The sequence below is a fragment of the Pseudomonas sp. MM211 genome (assembly GCF_020386635.1).
Taxonomy (GTDB): domain Bacteria; phylum Pseudomonadota; class Gammaproteobacteria; order Pseudomonadales; family Pseudomonadaceae; genus Aquipseudomonas.
In genome coordinates, this window is record NZ_CP081942.1 from 2,719,075 (window position 1) to 2,737,928 (window position 18,854).

14 protein-coding genes are annotated in these 18,854 nt (G+C 56.5%); all 14 read left to right on the forward strand.

Features of this window, described 5'->3' with window-relative positions:
- Positions 1-6 precede the first annotated feature (6 nt).
- The 14 genes from flgK (at position 7) to K5Q02_RS12545 (ending at position 18,723) form a co-directional block, all read left to right on the forward strand.
- Entirely contained in the window at positions 7-2,046 is a 2,040-nt protein-coding gene (gene flgK / locus K5Q02_RS12480) for a flagellar hook-associated protein FlgK (RefSeq protein WP_225830912.1), read from the forward strand.
- 165 nt (positions 2,047-2,211) lie between these two features.
- The gene (gene flgL, locus K5Q02_RS12485) at positions 2,212-3,456 is read left to right on the forward strand and encodes a flagellar hook-associated protein FlgL (protein ID WP_225830915.1); all 1,245 of its coding nucleotides are present in this window, start codon (positions 2,212-2,214) and stop codon (positions 3,454-3,456) included.
- A gap of 201 nt (positions 3,457-3,657) precedes the next feature.
- Positions 3,658-4,767, forward strand: coding sequence for a DegT/DnrJ/EryC1/StrS family aminotransferase (locus K5Q02_RS12490; RefSeq protein ID WP_225830917.1), 1,110 nt, complete (start codon positions 3,658-3,660; stop codon positions 4,765-4,767).
- A 40-nt stretch (positions 4,768-4,807) separates the two neighbouring features.
- Positions 4,808-5,773: an ATP-grasp domain-containing protein gene (locus K5Q02_RS12495; RefSeq protein ID WP_225830920.1), complete on the forward strand. Its 966-nt coding sequence runs from the start codon at positions 4,808-4,810 to the stop codon at positions 5,771-5,773.
- A 1-nt stretch (position 5,774) separates the two neighbouring features.
- Positions 5,775-6,488 (forward strand): class I SAM-dependent methyltransferase, encoded by a 714-nt coding sequence (locus K5Q02_RS12500; RefSeq protein WP_225830922.1) that lies wholly within the window; start codon positions 5,775-5,777, stop codon positions 6,486-6,488.
- 26 nt (positions 6,489-6,514) lie between these two features.
- Entirely contained in the window at positions 6,515-7,906 is a 1,392-nt protein-coding gene (locus tag K5Q02_RS12505) for an NAD(P)-binding protein (RefSeq protein ID WP_225830924.1), read from the forward strand.
- A 36-nt stretch (positions 7,907-7,942) separates the two neighbouring features.
- Positions 7,943-12,316: a glycosyltransferase gene (locus tag K5Q02_RS12510; RefSeq protein ID WP_225830926.1), complete on the forward strand. Its 4,374-nt coding sequence runs from the start codon at positions 7,943-7,945 to the stop codon at positions 12,314-12,316.
- Between the two features lie 258 nt (positions 12,317-12,574).
- Positions 12,575-13,738 carry a flagellin gene (locus K5Q02_RS12515; protein ID WP_225830929.1) on the forward strand — a complete coding sequence of 388 codons (1,164 nt, stop codon included), beginning with the start codon at positions 12,575-12,577 and terminating at the stop codon, positions 13,736-13,738.
- An 80-nt stretch (positions 13,739-13,818) separates the two neighbouring features.
- The gene (locus K5Q02_RS12520) at positions 13,819-14,199 is read left to right on the forward strand and encodes a flagellar protein FlaG (protein WP_225830931.1); all 381 of its coding nucleotides are present in this window, start codon (positions 13,819-13,821) and stop codon (positions 14,197-14,199) included.
- Positions 14,200-14,277: 78 nt separating this feature from the next.
- On the forward strand, positions 14,278-15,696 hold the full coding sequence (gene fliD, locus K5Q02_RS12525) for a flagellar filament capping protein FliD (protein ID WP_225830933.1): 1,419 nt from the start codon (positions 14,278-14,280) through the stop codon (positions 15,694-15,696).
- A 2-nt stretch (positions 15,697-15,698) separates the two neighbouring features.
- Positions 15,699-16,085 carry a flagellar export chaperone FliS gene (gene fliS / locus K5Q02_RS12530; protein WP_225830936.1) on the forward strand — a complete coding sequence of 129 codons (387 nt, stop codon included), beginning with the start codon at positions 15,699-15,701 and terminating at the stop codon, positions 16,083-16,085.
- Positions 16,086-16,308: 223 nt separating this feature from the next.
- The gene (fliS, locus tag K5Q02_RS12535; protein ID WP_225830938.1) at positions 16,309-16,689 is read left to right on the forward strand and encodes a flagellar export chaperone FliS; all 381 of its coding nucleotides are present in this window, start codon (positions 16,309-16,311) and stop codon (positions 16,687-16,689) included.
- 26 nt (positions 16,690-16,715) lie between these two features.
- The gene (locus K5Q02_RS12540; protein ID WP_225830939.1) at positions 16,716-17,012 is read left to right on the forward strand and encodes a flagellar protein FliT; all 297 of its coding nucleotides are present in this window, start codon (positions 16,716-16,718) and stop codon (positions 17,010-17,012) included.
- A 238-nt stretch (positions 17,013-17,250) separates the two neighbouring features.
- A complete protein-coding gene (locus K5Q02_RS12545; protein WP_225830941.1) occupies positions 17,251-18,723 on the forward strand; it encodes a sigma-54 dependent transcriptional regulator in 1,473 nt (490 codons plus the stop codon).
- The last annotated feature ends 131 nt before the right edge of the window (positions 18,724-18,854 follow it).

Consider the following 18,854-nt stretch of genomic DNA (forward strand, 5'->3'; position numbering starts at 1 on the left):
TGAAGCATGGCTGACTTACTGAGCATTGGCCTGTCGGGCCTGTCGGCGAACAAGACCTCGCTGGCGGTCACCGGCCACAACATCACCAATATCAACACGCCGGGGTTCTCTCGTCAGGACACCATTCAGGCCACGCGTACTCCGCAGTTCAGCGGGGCGGGCTATATCGGCTCCGGCACTTCGCTGGTCGACATCCGTCGCAGCTACAGCGAGTTCCTGACCACCTCACTGCGCAGCAGTACCTCGTTGAGCAGTGATGTGGCGGCCTACAAGAGCCAGATCGATCAGTTGGATTCGCTGTTGGCCGGTACCACCACGGGTGTCACCCCATCATTGCAGAAGTTCTTCTCGGCCCTGCAGACCGCAGCCGAAGACCCTTCCAATGTGCCTGCGCGGCAGCTGGTGCTGTCGGAGGCCGAGGGGTTGAGCAGGCGCTTCAATACGGTTTACGACCGTTTGAGCGAACAGAACAGTTTCGCCAACAAACAGATGGGCGCGGTCACCGAGCAGATCAATCGGCTTTCCGGCTCCATCGCCAGCCTCAACGAATCCATCGCGATCGCGCAATCCAATGGCAGTCAGCCCAATGACCTGCTCGATGCCCGTGAAGAGGCCGTACGCCAGCTGTCGACCTTTATCGGCGTCAATGTCGTGGCGCAGAACGATGGCACGCAGAACGTCTTCATCGGCTCTGGTCAGCCGCTGGTAATCGGCAACAGTGCTGCCCGCCTGGAAGTGGTACCCGGCACCAACGATCCGAATCGCTCCGAGATACAGTTCATCGTCGGTGCCGCGCGGCAGACCATCACCACGCAGGTTACTGGCGGGGAGCTGGGCGGTATCTTGCGTTATCGCGAGGAGGTGCTGGATACCACCTTCAATTCACTGGGGCGTCTGGCGTTGGCGGTGAGTGATCAGGTCAACAGCCAATTGGGGCAAGGCCTGGATCTGAAAGGACAGGTCGGCACCAAGCTGTTTGGCGATTTCAATGAAGAGTCACTGGCCCGCTTGCGGGTGTTGCCGTCTGCCAACAACAGCAGCAATGCCTCACCGATCCTGAACATCAGCAACAGTTCGTTGTTGACCACCAGCGACTATCGGCTGGAGTTCGACGGTAGCAATTACACGGCACGGCGCTTGAGCGACAACCAGTCGATGACCGTGACGCAGAACCCACCCGGTACCCTGAGCTTTCAGGATAGCGCCGGGCGCAGCCAGGGTTTCCAGATCGTTGTCGGCACGCCCGCACCGGCCGCCGGTGATTCGTTCGTGTTGCAGCCGACACGCATTGGTGCCTCGACCATTTCTACCGTGCTGGATCAGGCTGATCAGTTGGCGTTCGCTGCGCCGATTCGCGCCGAGGCCAATCTGCAGAACCGCGGCAACGGTGTGATCAGTCAGCCGACGCTGCAATCCACAGGTAGCAATATCAACCCGGCAGCTTTGCAAGCTGCATTCCCTCCGCTGACGCTGACTTACGATTCGGCTGCGGGTGGTTTCAACGGTTTGCCGGCGGGTGCGACGCTGACCCGCGTCGATAACAAGGGGCAGCCGATCACTCCGGCGCCGACCCCGCTCTTCGAGCCGGGCCAGCAGAACAACTATCAACTGACCCTGGCCGATGGCACCAGCGTCAACATGAGCGTCAGCGGCCGCCCGGAAAACGGTGACCGTTTCGATATCGCCTTCAACCAGAATGGTGTCTCGGACAACCGTAACGCCTTGGCTCTGGTTGGCCTACAAAACAAGCAGGTGGTCGGCGTCGATCCCACCGTAACGGGCATTGCCACCGGCTCCAGTTTCACAGACAGTTACGGTGATCTGATCGAGCGCGTCGGCACGCTCACCGCTCAGGCCCGGCAGGACAGCGAGGCAACCACTGCTATCCTCAAGCAGGCGCAGGACAACCGTGACTCGCTGTCAGCGGTCAACCTGGATGAAGAGGCGGCCAACCTGATCAAGTTCGAGCAGTACTACAACGCGTCGGCCCAGGTGATTCAAGTTGCGCGCTCTTTGTTCGATACCCTGATCGGGGCATTCAGGTAAGCGTGGAAGTAGGGTGGGCTTCAGCCCACCAGCGGCCAACGCGACCAAGCACTGAATTACAGATGATCCGTTTCAACCATCCAGCAATGGCCAGATGGTGAACAAATCCCCAAGAGGGTGCGGTTCTGGTAAACGCCAGTCACCGCTAGAGAAAACGAGGCTGCTATGCGCATTTCCACTCTTCAGGCGTTCAACAACGGCGTGCAAGGCCTGCAGCGCAACTACGCCAATGCCATACGCACTCAGGAACAGATCAGCACCGGCAACCGCATCCTCACGCCCGCGGATGACCCGGTCGCTTCGGTGCGCCTGCTGCAGCTCGAGCAGCAGCAGAACGTGCTGACCCAGTACAACTCCAACCTGACGGCAGCGAAGAACAGCCTGAACCAGGAAGAAGCCACCCTCAACTCGGTAAACACGGTCATACAACGTGTTCAAGAGCTTGCCGTGCGTGCAGGTAACGGCTCGTTGGGTGTTGAGGAGCGCAAGTCCATCGCTGCTGAGCTCCGCGAGCGGGAAGACGAGCTGCTGGGCCTGATGAACACCAAGAACGCTCGCGGTGAGTATCTTTTCTCCGGGTTCCAGGGCAAGGCTGAGCCTTTCACTCGTAACGCTGACGGCACTTATTCCTATCAGGGCGATGAGGGGCAGCGAAAACTGGAAATCGCCAGTTCCCTGAGCGTCGCGATCAGCGATAACGGCAAGAAGGTGTTCCAGAATGTCACCAATGCCGGTCGTCTGGATGCGGCCATTACTGCGCAGCCAGGCTCGACCCTGCGTGCTTCGACGCCTTTGGTGCAGGATGAAGTGGCATTCAGCGGCACGCCTGCCTTTCCTGACGGTGGAATCGATATTGTTTTTGGCAACCCCAGTGCCAATAATTATGAGATCTTCGCAGCCGGAACCACTACGCCGGCACTAGGTACCGGAACCATGGATGAAGAGCCAGGTTCGACTGACAAGCTGGTGTTTCGTGGCGTAGTGGTCAACTTCGACGGTGCGCCTGCTAGCGGCGACACAGTAACCGTCACCTCCGACCCTAACCGCCAGAAACAAGGCTTGCTCGATACCATAGGCAGCCTGCGAAAATCTCTTGAAGATGCACCTGCGACCGAGGAGGGCAGTCGGCTTGCTCGTGACGCCGTGGCGCAGGCGATTACCAACCTCTCGCATGCCAGCACCACGGTCGACGGCACGCGTGGCGAAATCGGCGCACGCCTGAATGTTGTCGAGAACACCCTCACCGATAACGAAGACGTTGGCCTGATCAATAAGTCGGTACAGGCTGAACTGCGCGAACTGGACTATCCCGAAGCGCTCTCGCGTCTGTCATTCCAGACGCTGATTCTCGAGGCTGCGCAGCAGAGCTATGTGAAAGTGAGTAGCTTGAATCTTTTCAACAAGCTTTGATGGCAGGTCTTGCCTCTCAAAGGGCTTAGATAGGTCTTTGAATCGAGTTGATCGTACCTGGCTGAACTTTTGCTTATGCTTAGGCGAGCGCCAAAAAACGGACGATTTGCTTATGCCAGGCCTGATACGTTGGGTAGGCGTTTTCGCGTCCAGTGCGCGCGATTTTAGCGTCGGCTCAACGCACCTGAAAGAGATTCTGGTATGGCTACTTCAATTCCGGTAACAAGCCCGCTGCTGCCACCGCTGGAAGAGTTCATTCCATACTTGCAGAGCATCTGGGAAACCCGTCGTCTTACCAATGGCGGGCCCTTCCATCAACAGCTCGAAGAGGAGCTGGCCGCTTATCTGGGTGTCAAGCACCTGAGTCTGTTCGCCAACGGGACCCTTGCATTGGTCACTGCGTTGCAGGCTCTGCGAGTCACCGGTGAGGTCATCACTACCCCGTACTCGTTCGTTGCTACCGCCCACTCCCTGCTCTGGAATGGCCTGAAGCCGGTTTTTGTCGATGTCGACCCGCATACCTGCAACCTTGACCCGGATCGGATTGAAGAGGCCATTACCCCGGCGACCACTGCGATTCTTCCCGTCCATTGCTATGGGTTGCCCTGCAATATGGATCGCATTGCCAGCATCGCCGACACCTACGGGTTGAAGGTCATCTACGATGCCGCTCATGCATTTGCAGTCAGGCAGGGGGGCGCCAGTGTCCTGCAGCAGGGCGATCTTTCGATCCTGAGTTTTCATGCCACGAAGGTATTCAATACCTTCGAGGGCGGCGCGATCATTTGCCCCGATGCCCGCATCAAGCAGCGTATCGATTATTTGAAGAACTTTGGTTTCGCTAATGAAACCACGGTCGTTGCGCCTGGCATCAATGGAAAAATGAACGAAGTCGAGGCTGCCTTCGGTTTGCTGCAACTGCAGCATATCGATCATGCCTTAGCGGTGCGTGCCACGCTCTATGAGCGATACAGGCAGGCGTTCTCGAATACGCCTGGTATCGGCATGATGGACATTGCGCAGGATGTGCAGTGGAATCATGCCTATTGCCCGGTATTCATTAACGCGGATTATCCCATCAGTCGCGATGCGCTCTATGAGCTGCTGCAGGGCCAAGGAATTCTCGCGAGGCGTTACTTCTACCCGCTGATCAGTAATTTTCCCATGTATCGCGGTCTGGATAGTGCCAATCCCGCTCGGCTTCCAAATGCCAGCGACATAGCCCAGCGAATTCTCTGTCTGCCTATTTATCCGGGGCTGGATGAGGACACCCAGGATCGAATCATCAGCTTAGTGAAACGTGCGCGTTGAAGCGCGTTGTCGCCATGCGGGCTCGGCAGTGGTGGTACCTATGAATGTGCTGGTCACCGCAATCGGCTCCATGTCGGCGAGCTCGGTCATTGGCTCGCTGAACAGTCTGCCTGCAACCACAGTGGTTGGTTGCGACATTCATCCAGGTAGCTGGTTGCCCTGTGCCAATCAGGTCGATATCTGCTATCAGGTTCCCCGTGCCCATGAGGTCGAACGCTATATCCAGGCGCTTGCGGACATATGTGTGCGCCATGGGGTTACTCACCTGTTAGCTCTGACAGATCCCGAGGTCGACGTAATATGTGCTCATCGCTCTCTGTTTGACGATCTGTCGGTACTCGTGTGTTTGCCCGATAACGCCTGCATCGAGTTATGCCGCGACAAGCTTGCGTTGTTCCAGCACTTCGAACACGACCCGCTGATTACCGGAATCGAGAGCCATGCAATTACGCAGTGGCCAAGCCTGCGCAGTCCCTTTCCTTGGCTGGCTAAGCCGCGTCGCGGCCGGAGCAGCGAAGGTGTGATGCGTATCGAAGATCGAGTCGATCTTGAGTACGCGCTGAAAAAAGACAGTTTTCGCGATCACATTCTGCAGCCGTTTCACCGAGGCTCCATTCATGTGGTGGATGTCGTGAGAGATGCGCTATCCGGTAAGTCCTCGGTTATTTGCCGCAAGGAGCTTTTGCGTACCAGCAATGGGGCTGGTCTGAGCGTTGCCTTGCATGCCGATCCGCGGCTTATGACGATCGCCTCTCATATCGCGCAAAGCATTTCCCTGCATGGTTGCTTGAATATGGAGTTCATTGAGCAGATGGATGGTTATTTGCTGATGGACATCAATCCACGTTTTTCGGCAGGCGTGGAGTTCTCCAGGCTTGCGGGTTACGACGTGGCGATCAACCATCTGCGCTGTTTCAATGGGCAGTGCATTGATGGGCCAGTGAGCTATACAGAAGCGATCATATCCCGCTCGTATAACGAAACCGTCCTGGTATTGGGAGAGTGACGTGACCGACGAAACACCGCGCAAGCTGGTCAGTGAGCACGATTGGGACAGCACCTGGACCAAGATTTTCGACAAATATCAGGCTGATTTGCGCCACGCTCATTACATCCGGGCATTGAGGCGCCGCCGTGAGGTACGCCTCTTGGAAATCGCGGCTGGAAGCTTCCGTGATATGGCCGCGCTCAATCGAATGGGCGTTTGCTGTGAGGGAGCCGACTTCTCCGCTGAATCGGTAGATCTGGCCAAGGTTCGCTTTCCTGATCTGGCTGGCGCGATACACAAGATGGATGCATTCGCCTTCGAGTTCCCGGATGGCCAGTTTGATCTGACGTATCACAACGGCTTTTGGGGATTGTTCGCCGATGCTGAAATCAAGGCGCTGGCGACTGAGCAGGCGCGTATTTCGAAGGGCCGCATGATTGCGACCGTACACAACGCGCACAACGAGCAGTTCAGGGGCTATTTCGAGCGAACGGCAGTTTCTGATCCATTGTTCAATATCCGCTTTTTCGACGTCGAGGAAATCTCCGAGATAATGCGTGCCGTCTGTCCCAGAGTGACGGTAATCCCAGTCGGCAAGGCTAAGAAGAAGCATGAAGATACCCTGATCAATCTCGGGCTAACGACGCCTGCTCTGCTCAATGCCTATTTGCGTCTAAGTGGACATCGTCTGCTTGAACAGAGTGAACGACTGCTCTGTATCGGCGAGTTTTGAGAACGCAGCATGCTGGGGATATGCAAATGAGTTTCGTGATCATAGGTGGGGGGCTGGCCGGTCTGCTTATAGCAAAGCGGTTGCTCGAGCTCGAACCTGGAAAGACGATTACGATCCTTGAACGTAACAAACGCATCGGCGGCTTGCTGGCGGGTACCGACTACCCTGAGGAGTCGCTGTACTTCGATCAGGGGACGCATCTGTTTCGCGAGAGCGAATGGCCCGAGGTCGATGAGTTCTTGCTTGGAGTTCTGCAACCGCAGCAGTTACTGCACTTCCCGCCGGGCGTTGGTGATCTGGCCGGCTCAGTGTTCGGCGGTGCGCTTCAGGAACACTCGCACTATCCCGATATTCGTTCGCAACCTGATCATGTACCTATTCTGGATTCGGTACTCGATCACCTTGCCACTGGCTTTTGCTCGATTGACTCGATTCCGAGACGCGGCAGCTTGGTCGAAGCCGGCTACAAGCGTTTCGGAAAACGCTACACCGATCAGGTTCTTGCCCCAGTTCTTGCCAACATGTACGGCTGCTCCGCCGATGAGCTGGCCGGTTTTGCCATGCTGTTACCCGGGCTTACCCGGCTTGTTGCGATGGAGCAGGGTGCGTGGGTGCAGCGGTTGGACGATGCCGGCTTTCGTGCACTTCTTGCGGTGCCTGATCAGCGCCGCATGCCGAGCAGCCATGCTAATGAAAAACGGCGGTACTACGCGCGGGGCCAGGGTACCCGCTCCTTCATAGAGGCGATTCGCGTTCATTTGGAACAGCGTGGCGTGAACATACTAGAGGACGTGCAGATTACCCGGTGTGATCCGCTGAACCGTCACGTGCAATGGCGAGACGCAGAAGGCAACGAGCATGCCTTGTTCGCGGATAAATTGTTTTTCGCTACCGGAGTCGTTGGTGCCGCCCGCATATTGGGAATCGACATTGCCCGCTTCGGCTTCGAGCGGCCTCTGGCCCATCGTATCGTCAACATAGAACTGATGGATGCGACCACTAGCGACCTGAGTTATTTCTACGGACTCGATCCGGGCCTCGATTTTTACCGGACCACAAACTACCGTGCCTTCAGTGGTGATCTGGAGGATCGCCGCTTGAGCATCGAAGTACTGGGAGATAGGGGAATCGATGATGAGCGGTTGCCGCAACATCTCGTCGATCAGCTGCATGCGATCGGTTTCTTGAGAAACAACACCGTCCGTTTTGCTCGGGTGGAACTCCTGTCGATGGGACTTCCCCGCCCAACGATGGCGAACCTGAATGCCTTGCATGAATTGAACTCCTTTCTACAGGGCGCTCTTCCCGAAACCACGCCAATCTTCGGAGTGGGCGTCGGCGACGGCCTATTTTTCCAGAACGAAATCATGGGTGATATTCAGTGCCGGATGGGCCGTTGGGCCGAGGCCCGGAGTTGATCCACCACATGCACCCAAACATTCCAGAGGCCTGCAATGACCACGCGTGAACAGTCCCCTCTCGTCAGCGTTTTCATGCTGACATACAACCACGTTGGCTATATTCGCGAGGCCATCGAAAGCGTGCTCGCCCAGCGGGTCGATTTTCCCATCGAACTGGTCATTGCCGATGACGCTTCCAGCGATGGCACCGATCAGGTGTGTCAGGAGCTTGCGGACGCGCATCCTGAGGTCATTCGATACTTTCGTCATGCGCAGAACATCGGCATGCAAGCCAATGGCCGCTTTGCCATCGCTCAGTGCAGGGGCAAGTACCTTGCGCGGCTCGAGGGCGATGACTACATGCTCACACATGACCGATTACAAGAACAGGCCGATTGGCTCGAGGCGCATGAGAATTTCTCCCTGTGCTACGGCCGCGCCCGGATCGTGAGCGCCGATGGAAAGGTGCTGGGCCAGCTACCGGCAGCGGCACGATGCAAAACAGGGCTCGGCATAGCCGAAATGCTTCAGGAAAACCTGATACCGGCATGTACTGCTTTCTATCGCGCTGAATTCTTGCGCACTTATCCGGCATGGTGCAGCACGGTCAAGTACGGTGACTACGTCATCAATATTCTGGCCGCCGACGCGGGTAAGATCCATTTCATTGACCGTCCAATTTCCGCCTATCGTACCCATGCAGGTGGTGTCACCTGGGCCGATACGGTCGAACGAAATCTGACCGAGTTGCTGAAAATCTATTCCTTGCTTCTTGAGCATGAGAATCTGAAGGCTACTACGGTGCCATTGGCACAGGATGCACTTGCAGCCAAAGCACGCGCCTTGGTGCATCCCTACATCCAAGCAGCCCGTTTCGAAGAGGCTCATGCTGTTTGTCGGCAGGTCATCGAGGCGGTGGCTGATCGTTCGGAGATAGTCGAAGAGTTCGAGGGCGTGCAGGCTAAGTGCGAACCGTACCTGCTTAGCTTGCGTGCCGAGTCGGTTGCACCTCAGTTCAGTGTCGTTCTGACGACTTACAATCGTCCTGAGCTGTTGACCTATGCCCTGGCCAGCCTTGGTCAGCAGTCAATGACCGATTTCGAGGTGATCTTGGTCAACGATCATGGCGAACCGGTCGAGCACTTGCTGCAAGGTTATCAATTCCCCATCACCTATGTGCGCCTTGGTACCAATGGAGGGCTATCGGCCGCCCGTAACGCCGGTTTGAGGCTGGCTTGTGGTCGATACGTCTGTTATCTCGATGATGATGACATCTACCTGCCTGATCATCTCGCCATCATGTTCGAGGCGCTCGAGAAGAACCCTCAGTGCGTGGTTTACAGCGCTGCCGAGTACGTCAATGAGCGAGTGGAAAGCGGCCAGCGTGTCGAGCTTGGAAAGCAGAGCCCGTTCCGTCATTCCAGTTACGACAGGGATCACCTGTTCTCTCAGAATTACATTCCCGTCAATACCTGGGCGCATCCGCGTAGCATGTTGGCGGCCGTGGGCGAGTTTGATACGGGGCTTAGCGCATTCGAAGACTGGGACATGCTGCTACGCCTGGCAGCGCGTTATACATTTGTGCATGTTCCTCTGATCACTGCGCAGGTGCGTCTGCGCGATGCGCCGAACACCGGCACTGATCACATGCTTGGCAGGGAGCAGAAGAATTTCGCCGCGTTGTACTTGGAAATGTATCGGCGCCATGGTGATGGCGGTAACAGTGCCGTTATCGCAGGCAGGGCACGGGTTCTGCAGCGTTTTGGAATTACCGTAGAGTACGGGCGCTCCTCGCCGAGCATGCAGGCCTGGCTGGACAAACGTAGCCTTACGCCGGTGCAGAGAAAGCACATCGCAGGGCGGCTTGAGGGCGGAGCGGCGGCCCCCCGGTTTGGCGTCGTGATACTGGATAATCAGGGCGACCATGCTGCGCTGGTGTTGACTCTGGCGTCTTTGGAGCGAGCTCGTTTCAACTATGAGAAGCTGCAGGCTTTCGTACTTACCCCGCTAAGTGACGTTGCACAGGGCGCTACGCCTTGCCAAGTGATCACCTTACCTGCCGAGGGCTATGTCGCGTCACTCAATGCGCTTATGAACGATTCAGCCTTCGATTGGTGTCTCCTCATGCGTGCGGGAGATGAGCTGACGCAATCAGGCCTGATGATGGCCGGGCTGGAGTTGCTGACCGCTCCTGATTGTCGCGCAATCTACTGCGATGAGATGTTCCGCCAGGAGGGGCAGCTTGCTGCCGCGTTTCGGCCGGCATTCAACCTCGATTATCTGTTGAGTTTCCCTGCCGGGATGGCCAAGCACTGGCTGTTCCGCAGAGATGTTGTCGTAGCGGCCGGTGGGTTCGACCCCGCCTTTGAAAAAGCTCCGGAGTTTGAGCTGATCCTCAGGCTGATCAGCGAGGGTGGCTTGGATGGATTGGGCCATGTGGCTGAGCCTTTACTGATCACCGACGCACCTGCCCTTGTCGACAGCGATGCTGAGCAGCGGGCTATTAGCCTGCATCTGCAGCAGCGTGGGTACCAAAATGCAGTTATCGGCTCCGCCAAGCCGGGTCGTTATCAGATTGATTATGGGCATGGGCAAACACCGCTTGTTTCCCTGCTCATCGTTGCTGGCGAGCGCCTAGAGCCCCTGCAGCGCTGTGTAGAGAGCATTCTTGAGAATACCCGCTACGCGAATTACGAGTTGCTGTTGATCCAGAGTCATTTTCAAGATGAGCAGGTCAGTGCATGGCTCGCCGCACTGGCTTCACTTGGAGAGGCACGCATCCGCGTGCTGCCTGCAGGTGGCGGGCAGCAGGCGCCTCAGTCCCTCATCAATCAGGCTGCCCAACAAGCCCATGGGGATTACCTATTGCTTCTTTCGGCTGATGCAGCCGCAATCAGTGATGACTGGCTGGATGAACTGCTCAACCATGGTCAACGTCCTGAGGTGGGCTGCGTCGGTGCCAAGCTGCTTTCGGCAGATGGGAAGATCTTTCAGGCCAGCCTTATCCTCGGTCTGGAAGGGCCGGTCGGCAGGCCGTATACCGGTGAGCCCATGGATGCGCCTGGCTACATGCAGCGTCTTCAGGTCGCCCAGAACAGCAGCGCTGTGGGACATGATTGCCTGCTGGTCGAAAAAGCGCTGTTTTTCACTTTGGGTGGGCTGAGCGAGAGTGAGATACCGTTCCGATTCGCTGGCGCCGATCTATGCCTGAAGGCGCGTCAGGCAGGTTATCTGACCGTCTGGACACCATTTTCGCAACTGATGCTTGATCGTGCCGACAGCTCCCGTGGCACTGCGGCAGAACATGACGATATGTACGCCAAATGGTTGCCGATACTGGCGCGAGACCCAGCCTACAATCCTAACTTTTCCCTCTCTCAGCCGGGTGGCTTCAAGCTGGCCGATACGGCGTTGTCGTGGCGGCCACTGTCATCGTGGAAACCGTTGGCGACTGTGCTTGCACATCCCGCCGATAGCTCCGGCTCAGGGCACTACCGCGTCATGCAGCCATTCATGGCCCTACAACAGGCTGGCCTCGTCGACGGGGCGATATCTTCGGGGCTGATGCACGTTGCTGATCTGGAGCGCTACGAGCCTGACGTTATTGTTTTGCAGCGCCAGATAGGTGACGACCGTATTGATGCAATGCGGCGTATGCAGGCGCTGTCTCGTGCCTTGAAGGTCTACGAGCTCGATGACTATCTGCCCAATCTACCGATGAAGAGCATTCACCGTGCACATATGCCCCGGGACATTCTCAGATCCATGCGTCGTGGTCTTTCATATGTTGATCGTTTCGTCGTGTCGACTCAGCCGCTGGCGGATGCCTGCAGAGGGTTGCACGACGACATTCGGGTTATGGCGAACTGTCTTCCAGTAGCTTGGTGGAAAGGCCTTCACGCGCAGCGTCGGGTGTCCACTAAGCCAAGAGTGGGCTGGGCGGGCAGCATCAGTCACACCGGAGATCTGGAGATGATCGCCGATGTGGTCAGTGCTCTGGCGGACGAAGTCGACTGGGTATTCATGGGCATGTGTCCTGAGAAAATACGGCCCTTCGTCAAAGAAATTCACCGCGGCGTAGACATCAATAGCTACCCACAGGCATTGGCAGCACTTAATTTGGATCTGGCAGTGGCTCCTCTGGAAGAAAATTTGTTCAACGAGTGCAAGAGCAATCTTCGTTTGCTGGAGTTCGGAGCCTGTGGTTTTCCCGTGGTCTGCAGTGATGTGCCGAGTTACGAGGGAGATCTGCCAGTGACCAGGGTGAAGAACCGTTATCGGGATTGGGTAGACGCAATCAGGATGCATGTCGCTGATCTGGACGCGACGGCTCGCGCAGGCGACGCCTTGCAGCAGCAGGTCATGCGCGACTGGATGCTCGAAGGGGACAACCTGATTGCATGGCAGCGAGCTTGGTTGCCTGACTGAGGCGTCGGTGGTCTGACGCGGTTTTATTGTCGGGCTCAAGAATTACAAGCAAGCGCCGATACGCTGCTTGGGAAGAGGTTGAAGAGTCATGGCACCAGGCTTGTCAAGGGAGTCGCAAAAAAATTCAACTTCTCTCCTAAAGCTTCGCAGATTCAGGTCGATAAAGAGTATGAAAGCGAACTCAATGTTGCCTGAGCATTGCAGGCCAGAGTCGCAAGCCCAGGCAAACACGTTAGTGTCCGATGGAGGACAAACATCATGGCTTTGACCGTAAACACCAACATTGCGTCGTTGAACACTCAGCGCAACCTGAATACTTCGTCCAACGCGCTCAACACCTCGCTGCAGCGCCTGTCGACTGGTTCGCGCATCAACAGTGCCAAGGACGATGCGGCTGGCCTGCAGATTGCCAACCGTCTGACCAGCCAGGTCAACGGCCTGAACGTGGCAGTGAAGAACTCCAACGACGGCATCTCCATGGCGCAGACCGCTGAAGGCGCACTGCAGCAGTCGACCACCATTCTGCAGCGTATGCGTGACCTGTCCCTGCAGTCGGCCAACGGCTCGAACAGCGAAGGCGAGCGTAAGGCACTGAACTCGGAAGTGACCGAGCTCAAGAAAGAGCTGAACCGTATCTCCAACACCACCACCTTCGGTGGCAAGAAACTGCTGGATGGTAACTTCGGCACCACCACCTTCCAGGTAGGTAGCGCAGCTAACGAAACCATCAGCGTGAAGATCGACGAGATGAGCACTGCGTCGCTGAAGGGCAAGTACTACGAAGGTAGTCTGGCTGCTGCTGCTGGCACCGCCAGCGCTTCGGGTACCATCACCGTTTCCGGTACTGTCAATGGTACTGATTTCTCGGTAGATGTTGCTGTAGCTAGCGGTGCGACTGCTGTGGAAGTGAGCCAGTCGGTTGCAACTGCCATCAACGATGCGAACATCGGCGTAGGTGCCTTTGTGGATGACACTGGTGCTACCACACTGGTTTCTGGTCAGAATAGCGATGGCACTGCCAACGCGCTGTCGGCACTGAGTGTAAGTGGCACTGTCGCTGGGGTTACAACCAACCCTGCATACACTGCGGCCACCGGTGTCACCGAAACAGAAATGACCAACATCGACGTCAGCACTGTACAGGGCGCTCAGGAGTCGGTAATCGTCATCGACCAAGCGATCCAGGCGATCGACAAGCAGCGTGCCGACCTCGGTGCTGTGCAGAACCGCTTCGAGAACACCATCGGTAACCTGCAGAACATCGCAGAGAACGTTTCGGCTGCACGTGGTCGGATTCAGGATACGGACTTCGCGGCAGAAACTGCGAACCTGACCAAGAACCAGATCCTGCAACAGGCCGGTACTGCGATCCTGTCTCAGGCCAACCAGCTGCCGCAGGCGGTGCTCAGCCTCCTGCAGTAAGCCAAATCGGCTAGGCTGCTTTAAACTCCGGGGGGAAGTGCATAGCGCTTCTCCCCGTTTTGCCTTGCGAGGTAAAAGAAATGGACATCGCAATAAATAGTTTGTCGCCGGTGCTGGCCAAGCCAACAGGTACCTCTGTGCCTATGGCTTATGCCGGAGCGGCGGCCTCTTCTGAAGCGGGTAATGACCTGCCTACTGCACGCCAGGGCCAGGCTCCTGCTGAGAATACGGGGCAGATATACGAACAGGTGGATAACGCTGTCACGTCCATCCAGAGTTTTGTGCAGAACATTCGGCGTGACCTGAACTTCAGCGTCGATGACTCGAGTGGTCGGGTTGTGGTCAAGGTGACCGATCGTGCTTCAGGTGATGTCATTCGCCAATTGCCTTCTGAAGAGGCATTACGACTGGCAGAAAGTCTGGAAGAGGTGCGCAGTCTGCTGTTCAAGGCTGAGGCCTGACATGGCTCGGTTTTTGAATGCTGGAGAGGACTGAATGAACTTTCACGCATGAACGTCAATATCGTGACGGAGTAGATTATGGCTATTGGTGGAGTTTCGACGGGCATCAACTCAGGGCTGCCCATCTCTGATTTGGTTACAGCGATGGTCAACGCCGAGAAGGCACCCAAGGAGGCGCAGCTTGCCCGCCTCTCGACTTCGACTACCACCAAGCTTTCTGGCTTGGGGCAGCTGAACAGTGCGCTCGGTGAGTTCCAGACCGCGCTCAAGGATCTCAACAGCGCGACGCTGTTCGAGAAACGCACTGCCACGTCATCCAACACCAGTGCGCTGACGGCCACCGCCGGTAAAACCGCATCAGCCGGAAATTACCAGGTGACAGTTGATAATCTCGCTTCGGCCAGCAAGGTAGCGACGAAAGCCCTCGACGGTACGTTCAAGAGCGGAGATAGCGACGAGGTCCTGAGCGTCAAGCTTGGTGAAAGCGGCACCGCTATCGATGTAAAGATCACTGCAGGATCCGACCTTGCCAGCATTCGCGACCAGCTCAATACCGCGCTGAAGGGCAAGGGCGTTACCGTCAGCACGATCAACGATCCTGCCAGCGGTAAGTCTCGTCTGGTTTTTAGCGGTAACGAGACGGGCGATGGTAAGGACGTTATGGTTTCCGGCAGTGGTGATCTTGCTGGTCTCAGTGTCGATGGTCGTAATAAGCTCGCCACGGGTGATGACTCCGCTGCCGGATTTATCGTCCAGGCGGCCAATGCCAAGTTCTCCATCGACGGTCTTGCGCTTACCAGCCCAACCAACTCGATCAAGGGTGCTATTGCGGACGTCAGTTTCGAGTTGCTTGCGAAAACGGAAGAGGGTAAGCCACTTACTCTCAAAGTTGGTGAGGACAATGCGGGCGTCAAAGCAGGCATCAAGAAGTTCGTTGATGCCTACAACAAGCTGATCAATACCAGTAATGATCTGACCAGAGTCACTAAGGTCGGTGAGGACGGAACCCCGTTAGTAGGCGGTTTGGTTGGCGATTCGACTGTCCGAAATTTGCTTGGCGGAATACGCAACGAATTGGTAAATCCCGTTGGTGGCGATGGTGTAAAGGTACTTGCGGACCTGGGCATCACCACTCAAAAGGACGGCACTCTGAAAATCGAGGACGCCAAGCTCGATGCTGCACTGAAAGACAATTTTGATGCTGTAGGCTCGTTCTTTGTCGGTGATACAGGGTTGGCGAAGCGTTTGGACGGCCAAGTGGCTGCGTACAGCCAGACGGGCGGTATTCTTTCGCAGCGCATGCAAGCGCTCGAGTCCACGCGGACCGACATCAAAAAGCAAACCGAGAACCTCAATCTCCGTGTCGAAAAGATGCAAACGCGGCTGCTTGCGCAGTTCAATGCCATGGAATCTCTTATCGGCCAGTTGAATGGCACCAGTAGTCAGCTGCAAAGCACGCTTTCCAACCTGCCCGGTGTGGTTCAGAAGAGTAAATAAAAATGAGCACTCCCATTGATACCTACAAAAGTGTCAAAACCAGTCAGGAAGTCACACCCTATCAAGCTGTTCGCCTGCTGCTCGACGGTGCCATAGAGCGAATTTCCTTGGCTTTGCTGGCTCAGCAGCAGGATAACCCAGGTCTTCGTGGTGAAGCCGTGAGCGGCACCTTATCCATCATCTCCGTATTGCAGTCGAGCCTGGATAAGGAGCTCGGTGGTGAGCTGGCGCAGAATCTGGATAATCTGTACGACTACATGAACCGTCGGCTTGTAGGAGTAGCGTTGGACGATACGCCTCGTCGGCTGGAAGAAGTTCAGGAATTGTTGACGCAGATTCGTGATGCGTGGGAAGCGATAGACCCGGATGTCGAGCAGCCTGCAGGCTGACTTCAGTGACGCATTGAGGTCTGGAGTTATCCGGCCTAATCGGCACGCTGAAGCTCAATATTCTCTTCAGCTGCCTCGTGCTCTATGCGAGTTGCGGAGCTTATGTGGGGTATTCGCGCCATGCTGTTTCAGCCCCATCTATTTATGATTAATCCCCGCTAAAGCTCACGCCCACCATGCCGATACATTGAGTATTCCCGCTGTACACTGGAGTACATTCAGCATGAACGCCATGGCCGCTATGCGTCAGTATCAAAACGTCAACACTCAGGCTCAGGCTGTTGATGCTAGCCCGCATCGTCTGATTCAGATGCTGATGGAAGGTGGCCTCACTCGTCTGGCTCAGGCCCGCGGTGCAATGGAGCGTGAGCAGTTCGCAATGAAGGGCGAGCTGATCGGCAAGGCCATCGGCATCATCGGTGGTCTGCGTGCCGGCTTGAACCTGGAGCAGGGTGGCGAACTGGCCGAGAATCTGGATAACCTGTACGACTACATGACCCGTCGTCTGCTTGAGGCTAATCTGAAGAACACTGTCGAGCCGCTCGATGAAGTTGCCGGCTTGCTGCGTAATGTGAAAACCGGCTGGGACGCAATTGCTCAGTGATCGGCATGCGTGAAAGGAGCATCTCCATGAATACATCTGTTCAGCGCCTGCAGAGCACCGGTACCGCAATGCGTCAGGCATTGTCGACTGAAGATTGGGCTGCCATTGGCGAGCTGGATCTGCAGTGCCGTCAGGCTGTCGAAGACGCTATGGTCGACGCGGCGAACGATGACGGCGCTTTGCGTGCCCGCATGCAGGAGCTCTTGGATCTGTACAGGGATCTGGTGAGTGCTTGCCAAGCCGAGCGCCAGCGACTGGCCGGTGAGCTGATTCAGCTGAATCAGTCGCAGCAAGGTGCCAAGGTATATCAGCTTTTTGGCTGAAGTGCCGTGTCGAGTAGTGGGCTGAGGCGGCGCGCCGCCTTGTCCGTTAATCTCAGTAAAATGTTACCCTCCTGCCCATAGGTTCTCTTGGGCATGCCCCGGTATTCCTCGTTTGACCCCTGCTTGACAAAAAAACACGTCATTAAATTGACTAAGCGCCAATAATTGACTTTACTGCTGGCTAAATGCTGGCGCTAAAAGGCGTTAGTTGGCTTTTTCTTTCTGGGCCAGATCAACTATGTGGCGTGAAACCAAACTTCTGCTGATTGACGACAACCTCGAGCGCCGCCGTGATTTATCGGTGATTCTTAATTTTCTGGGTGAGGATCATCTGGCTTTCGGCAGCAGCGACTGGCGTGGCGTAGTGGATCAGGTCGAGTCCAGCAGAGGCGTTCTTAGCGTGCTGCTCGGCGAGGTTCGGCTCAAGGGCGGGGCGCTGGATCTGCTCAGGGAGCTGGCTGCCTGGGACGAATTTCTGCCTGTACTGATGATTGATGAACATGCCATCGGTGACTGGCCGGAGGAGTTTCGCCGCCGTGTGCTCGCGACGCTGGAGATGCCGCCCAGCTATAACAAGCTGCTCGATTCTCTACACCGTGCCCAGGTGTACCGCGAAATGTACGACCAAGCCCGCGAGCGCGGTCGGCAGCGTGAGCCAAATCTGTTTCGCAGTCTGGTGGGAACCAGCCGAGCCATCCAGCATGTGCGGCAGATGATGCAGCAGGTCGCCGATACTGAGGCCAGCGTGTTGATCCTCGGCGAGTCAGGCACGGGTAAGGAAGTGGTCGCTCGCAACTTGCATTACCACTCCAAACGCCGTGAAGCGCCCTTCGTACCGGTGAACTGTGGTGCGATTCCTGCTGAGTTGCTGGAAAGCGAACTGTTTGGCCATGAAAAGGGCGCGTTTACTGGTGCGATAACTACGCGTGCAGGGCGCTTCGAACTGGCCAATGGCGGTACGCTGTTTCTTGATGAGATCGGCGACATGCCGCTGCCGATGCAGGTCAAGCTGCTGCGTGTGCTGCAGGAGCGCACGTTCGAGCGGGTGGGTAGCAACAAGACCCAGAACGCCGATGTGCGCATCATTGCGGCCACGCACAAGAATCTTGAGAACATGATCGAGGGTGGTAGCTTCCGTGAGGATCTGTATTACCGCCTCAATGTGTTCCCCATCGAGATGGCGCCGCTGCGCGAGCGTATCGAAGATATTCCGTTGCTGATGAACGAGCTTATCTCGCGGATGGAGCACGAGAAGCGTGGCTCCATCCGCTTCAATTCGGCTGCGATCATGTCGCTCTGTCGACATGACTGGGCCGGTAACGTTCGTGAGTTGGCGAACCTGGTCGAGCGCATGGCGATCATGCATCCCTACGGGGTGATCGGCGCTGGCGAACTGCCAAAGAAATTTCGTCATGTGGACGATGAGGACGAGCAATTGGCCGCTAGCTTGCGCGAGGAGCTGGATGAGCGCGCAGTGCTGACATCCGCTTCGTCGGGCATGGGCTCGCCGGCCATGTTGCCGGCCGAAGGTCTGGATCTGAAGGACTATCTTGGCAACCTGGAACAGGGGCTTATCCAGCAGGCGCTGGATGACGCAGGCGGGATCGTGGCGCGTGCTGCCGAGCGGCTGCGTATTCGTCGCACCACCCTGGTCGAGAAGATGCGCAAGTACGGTATGAGCCGGCGCGAGGACGAGGCAGGGGACGAGTAAGCCACTGGCCGACTTGAGAGGGTGGGGCGCGGCGATCTGCTGCAGCCCACCGACAACGTTTCCGGTATTGCAAGATTGCACAGCCCGGCAGTCATTCAATTGACGCTGATGACCTAAAAAAATCCCTATCT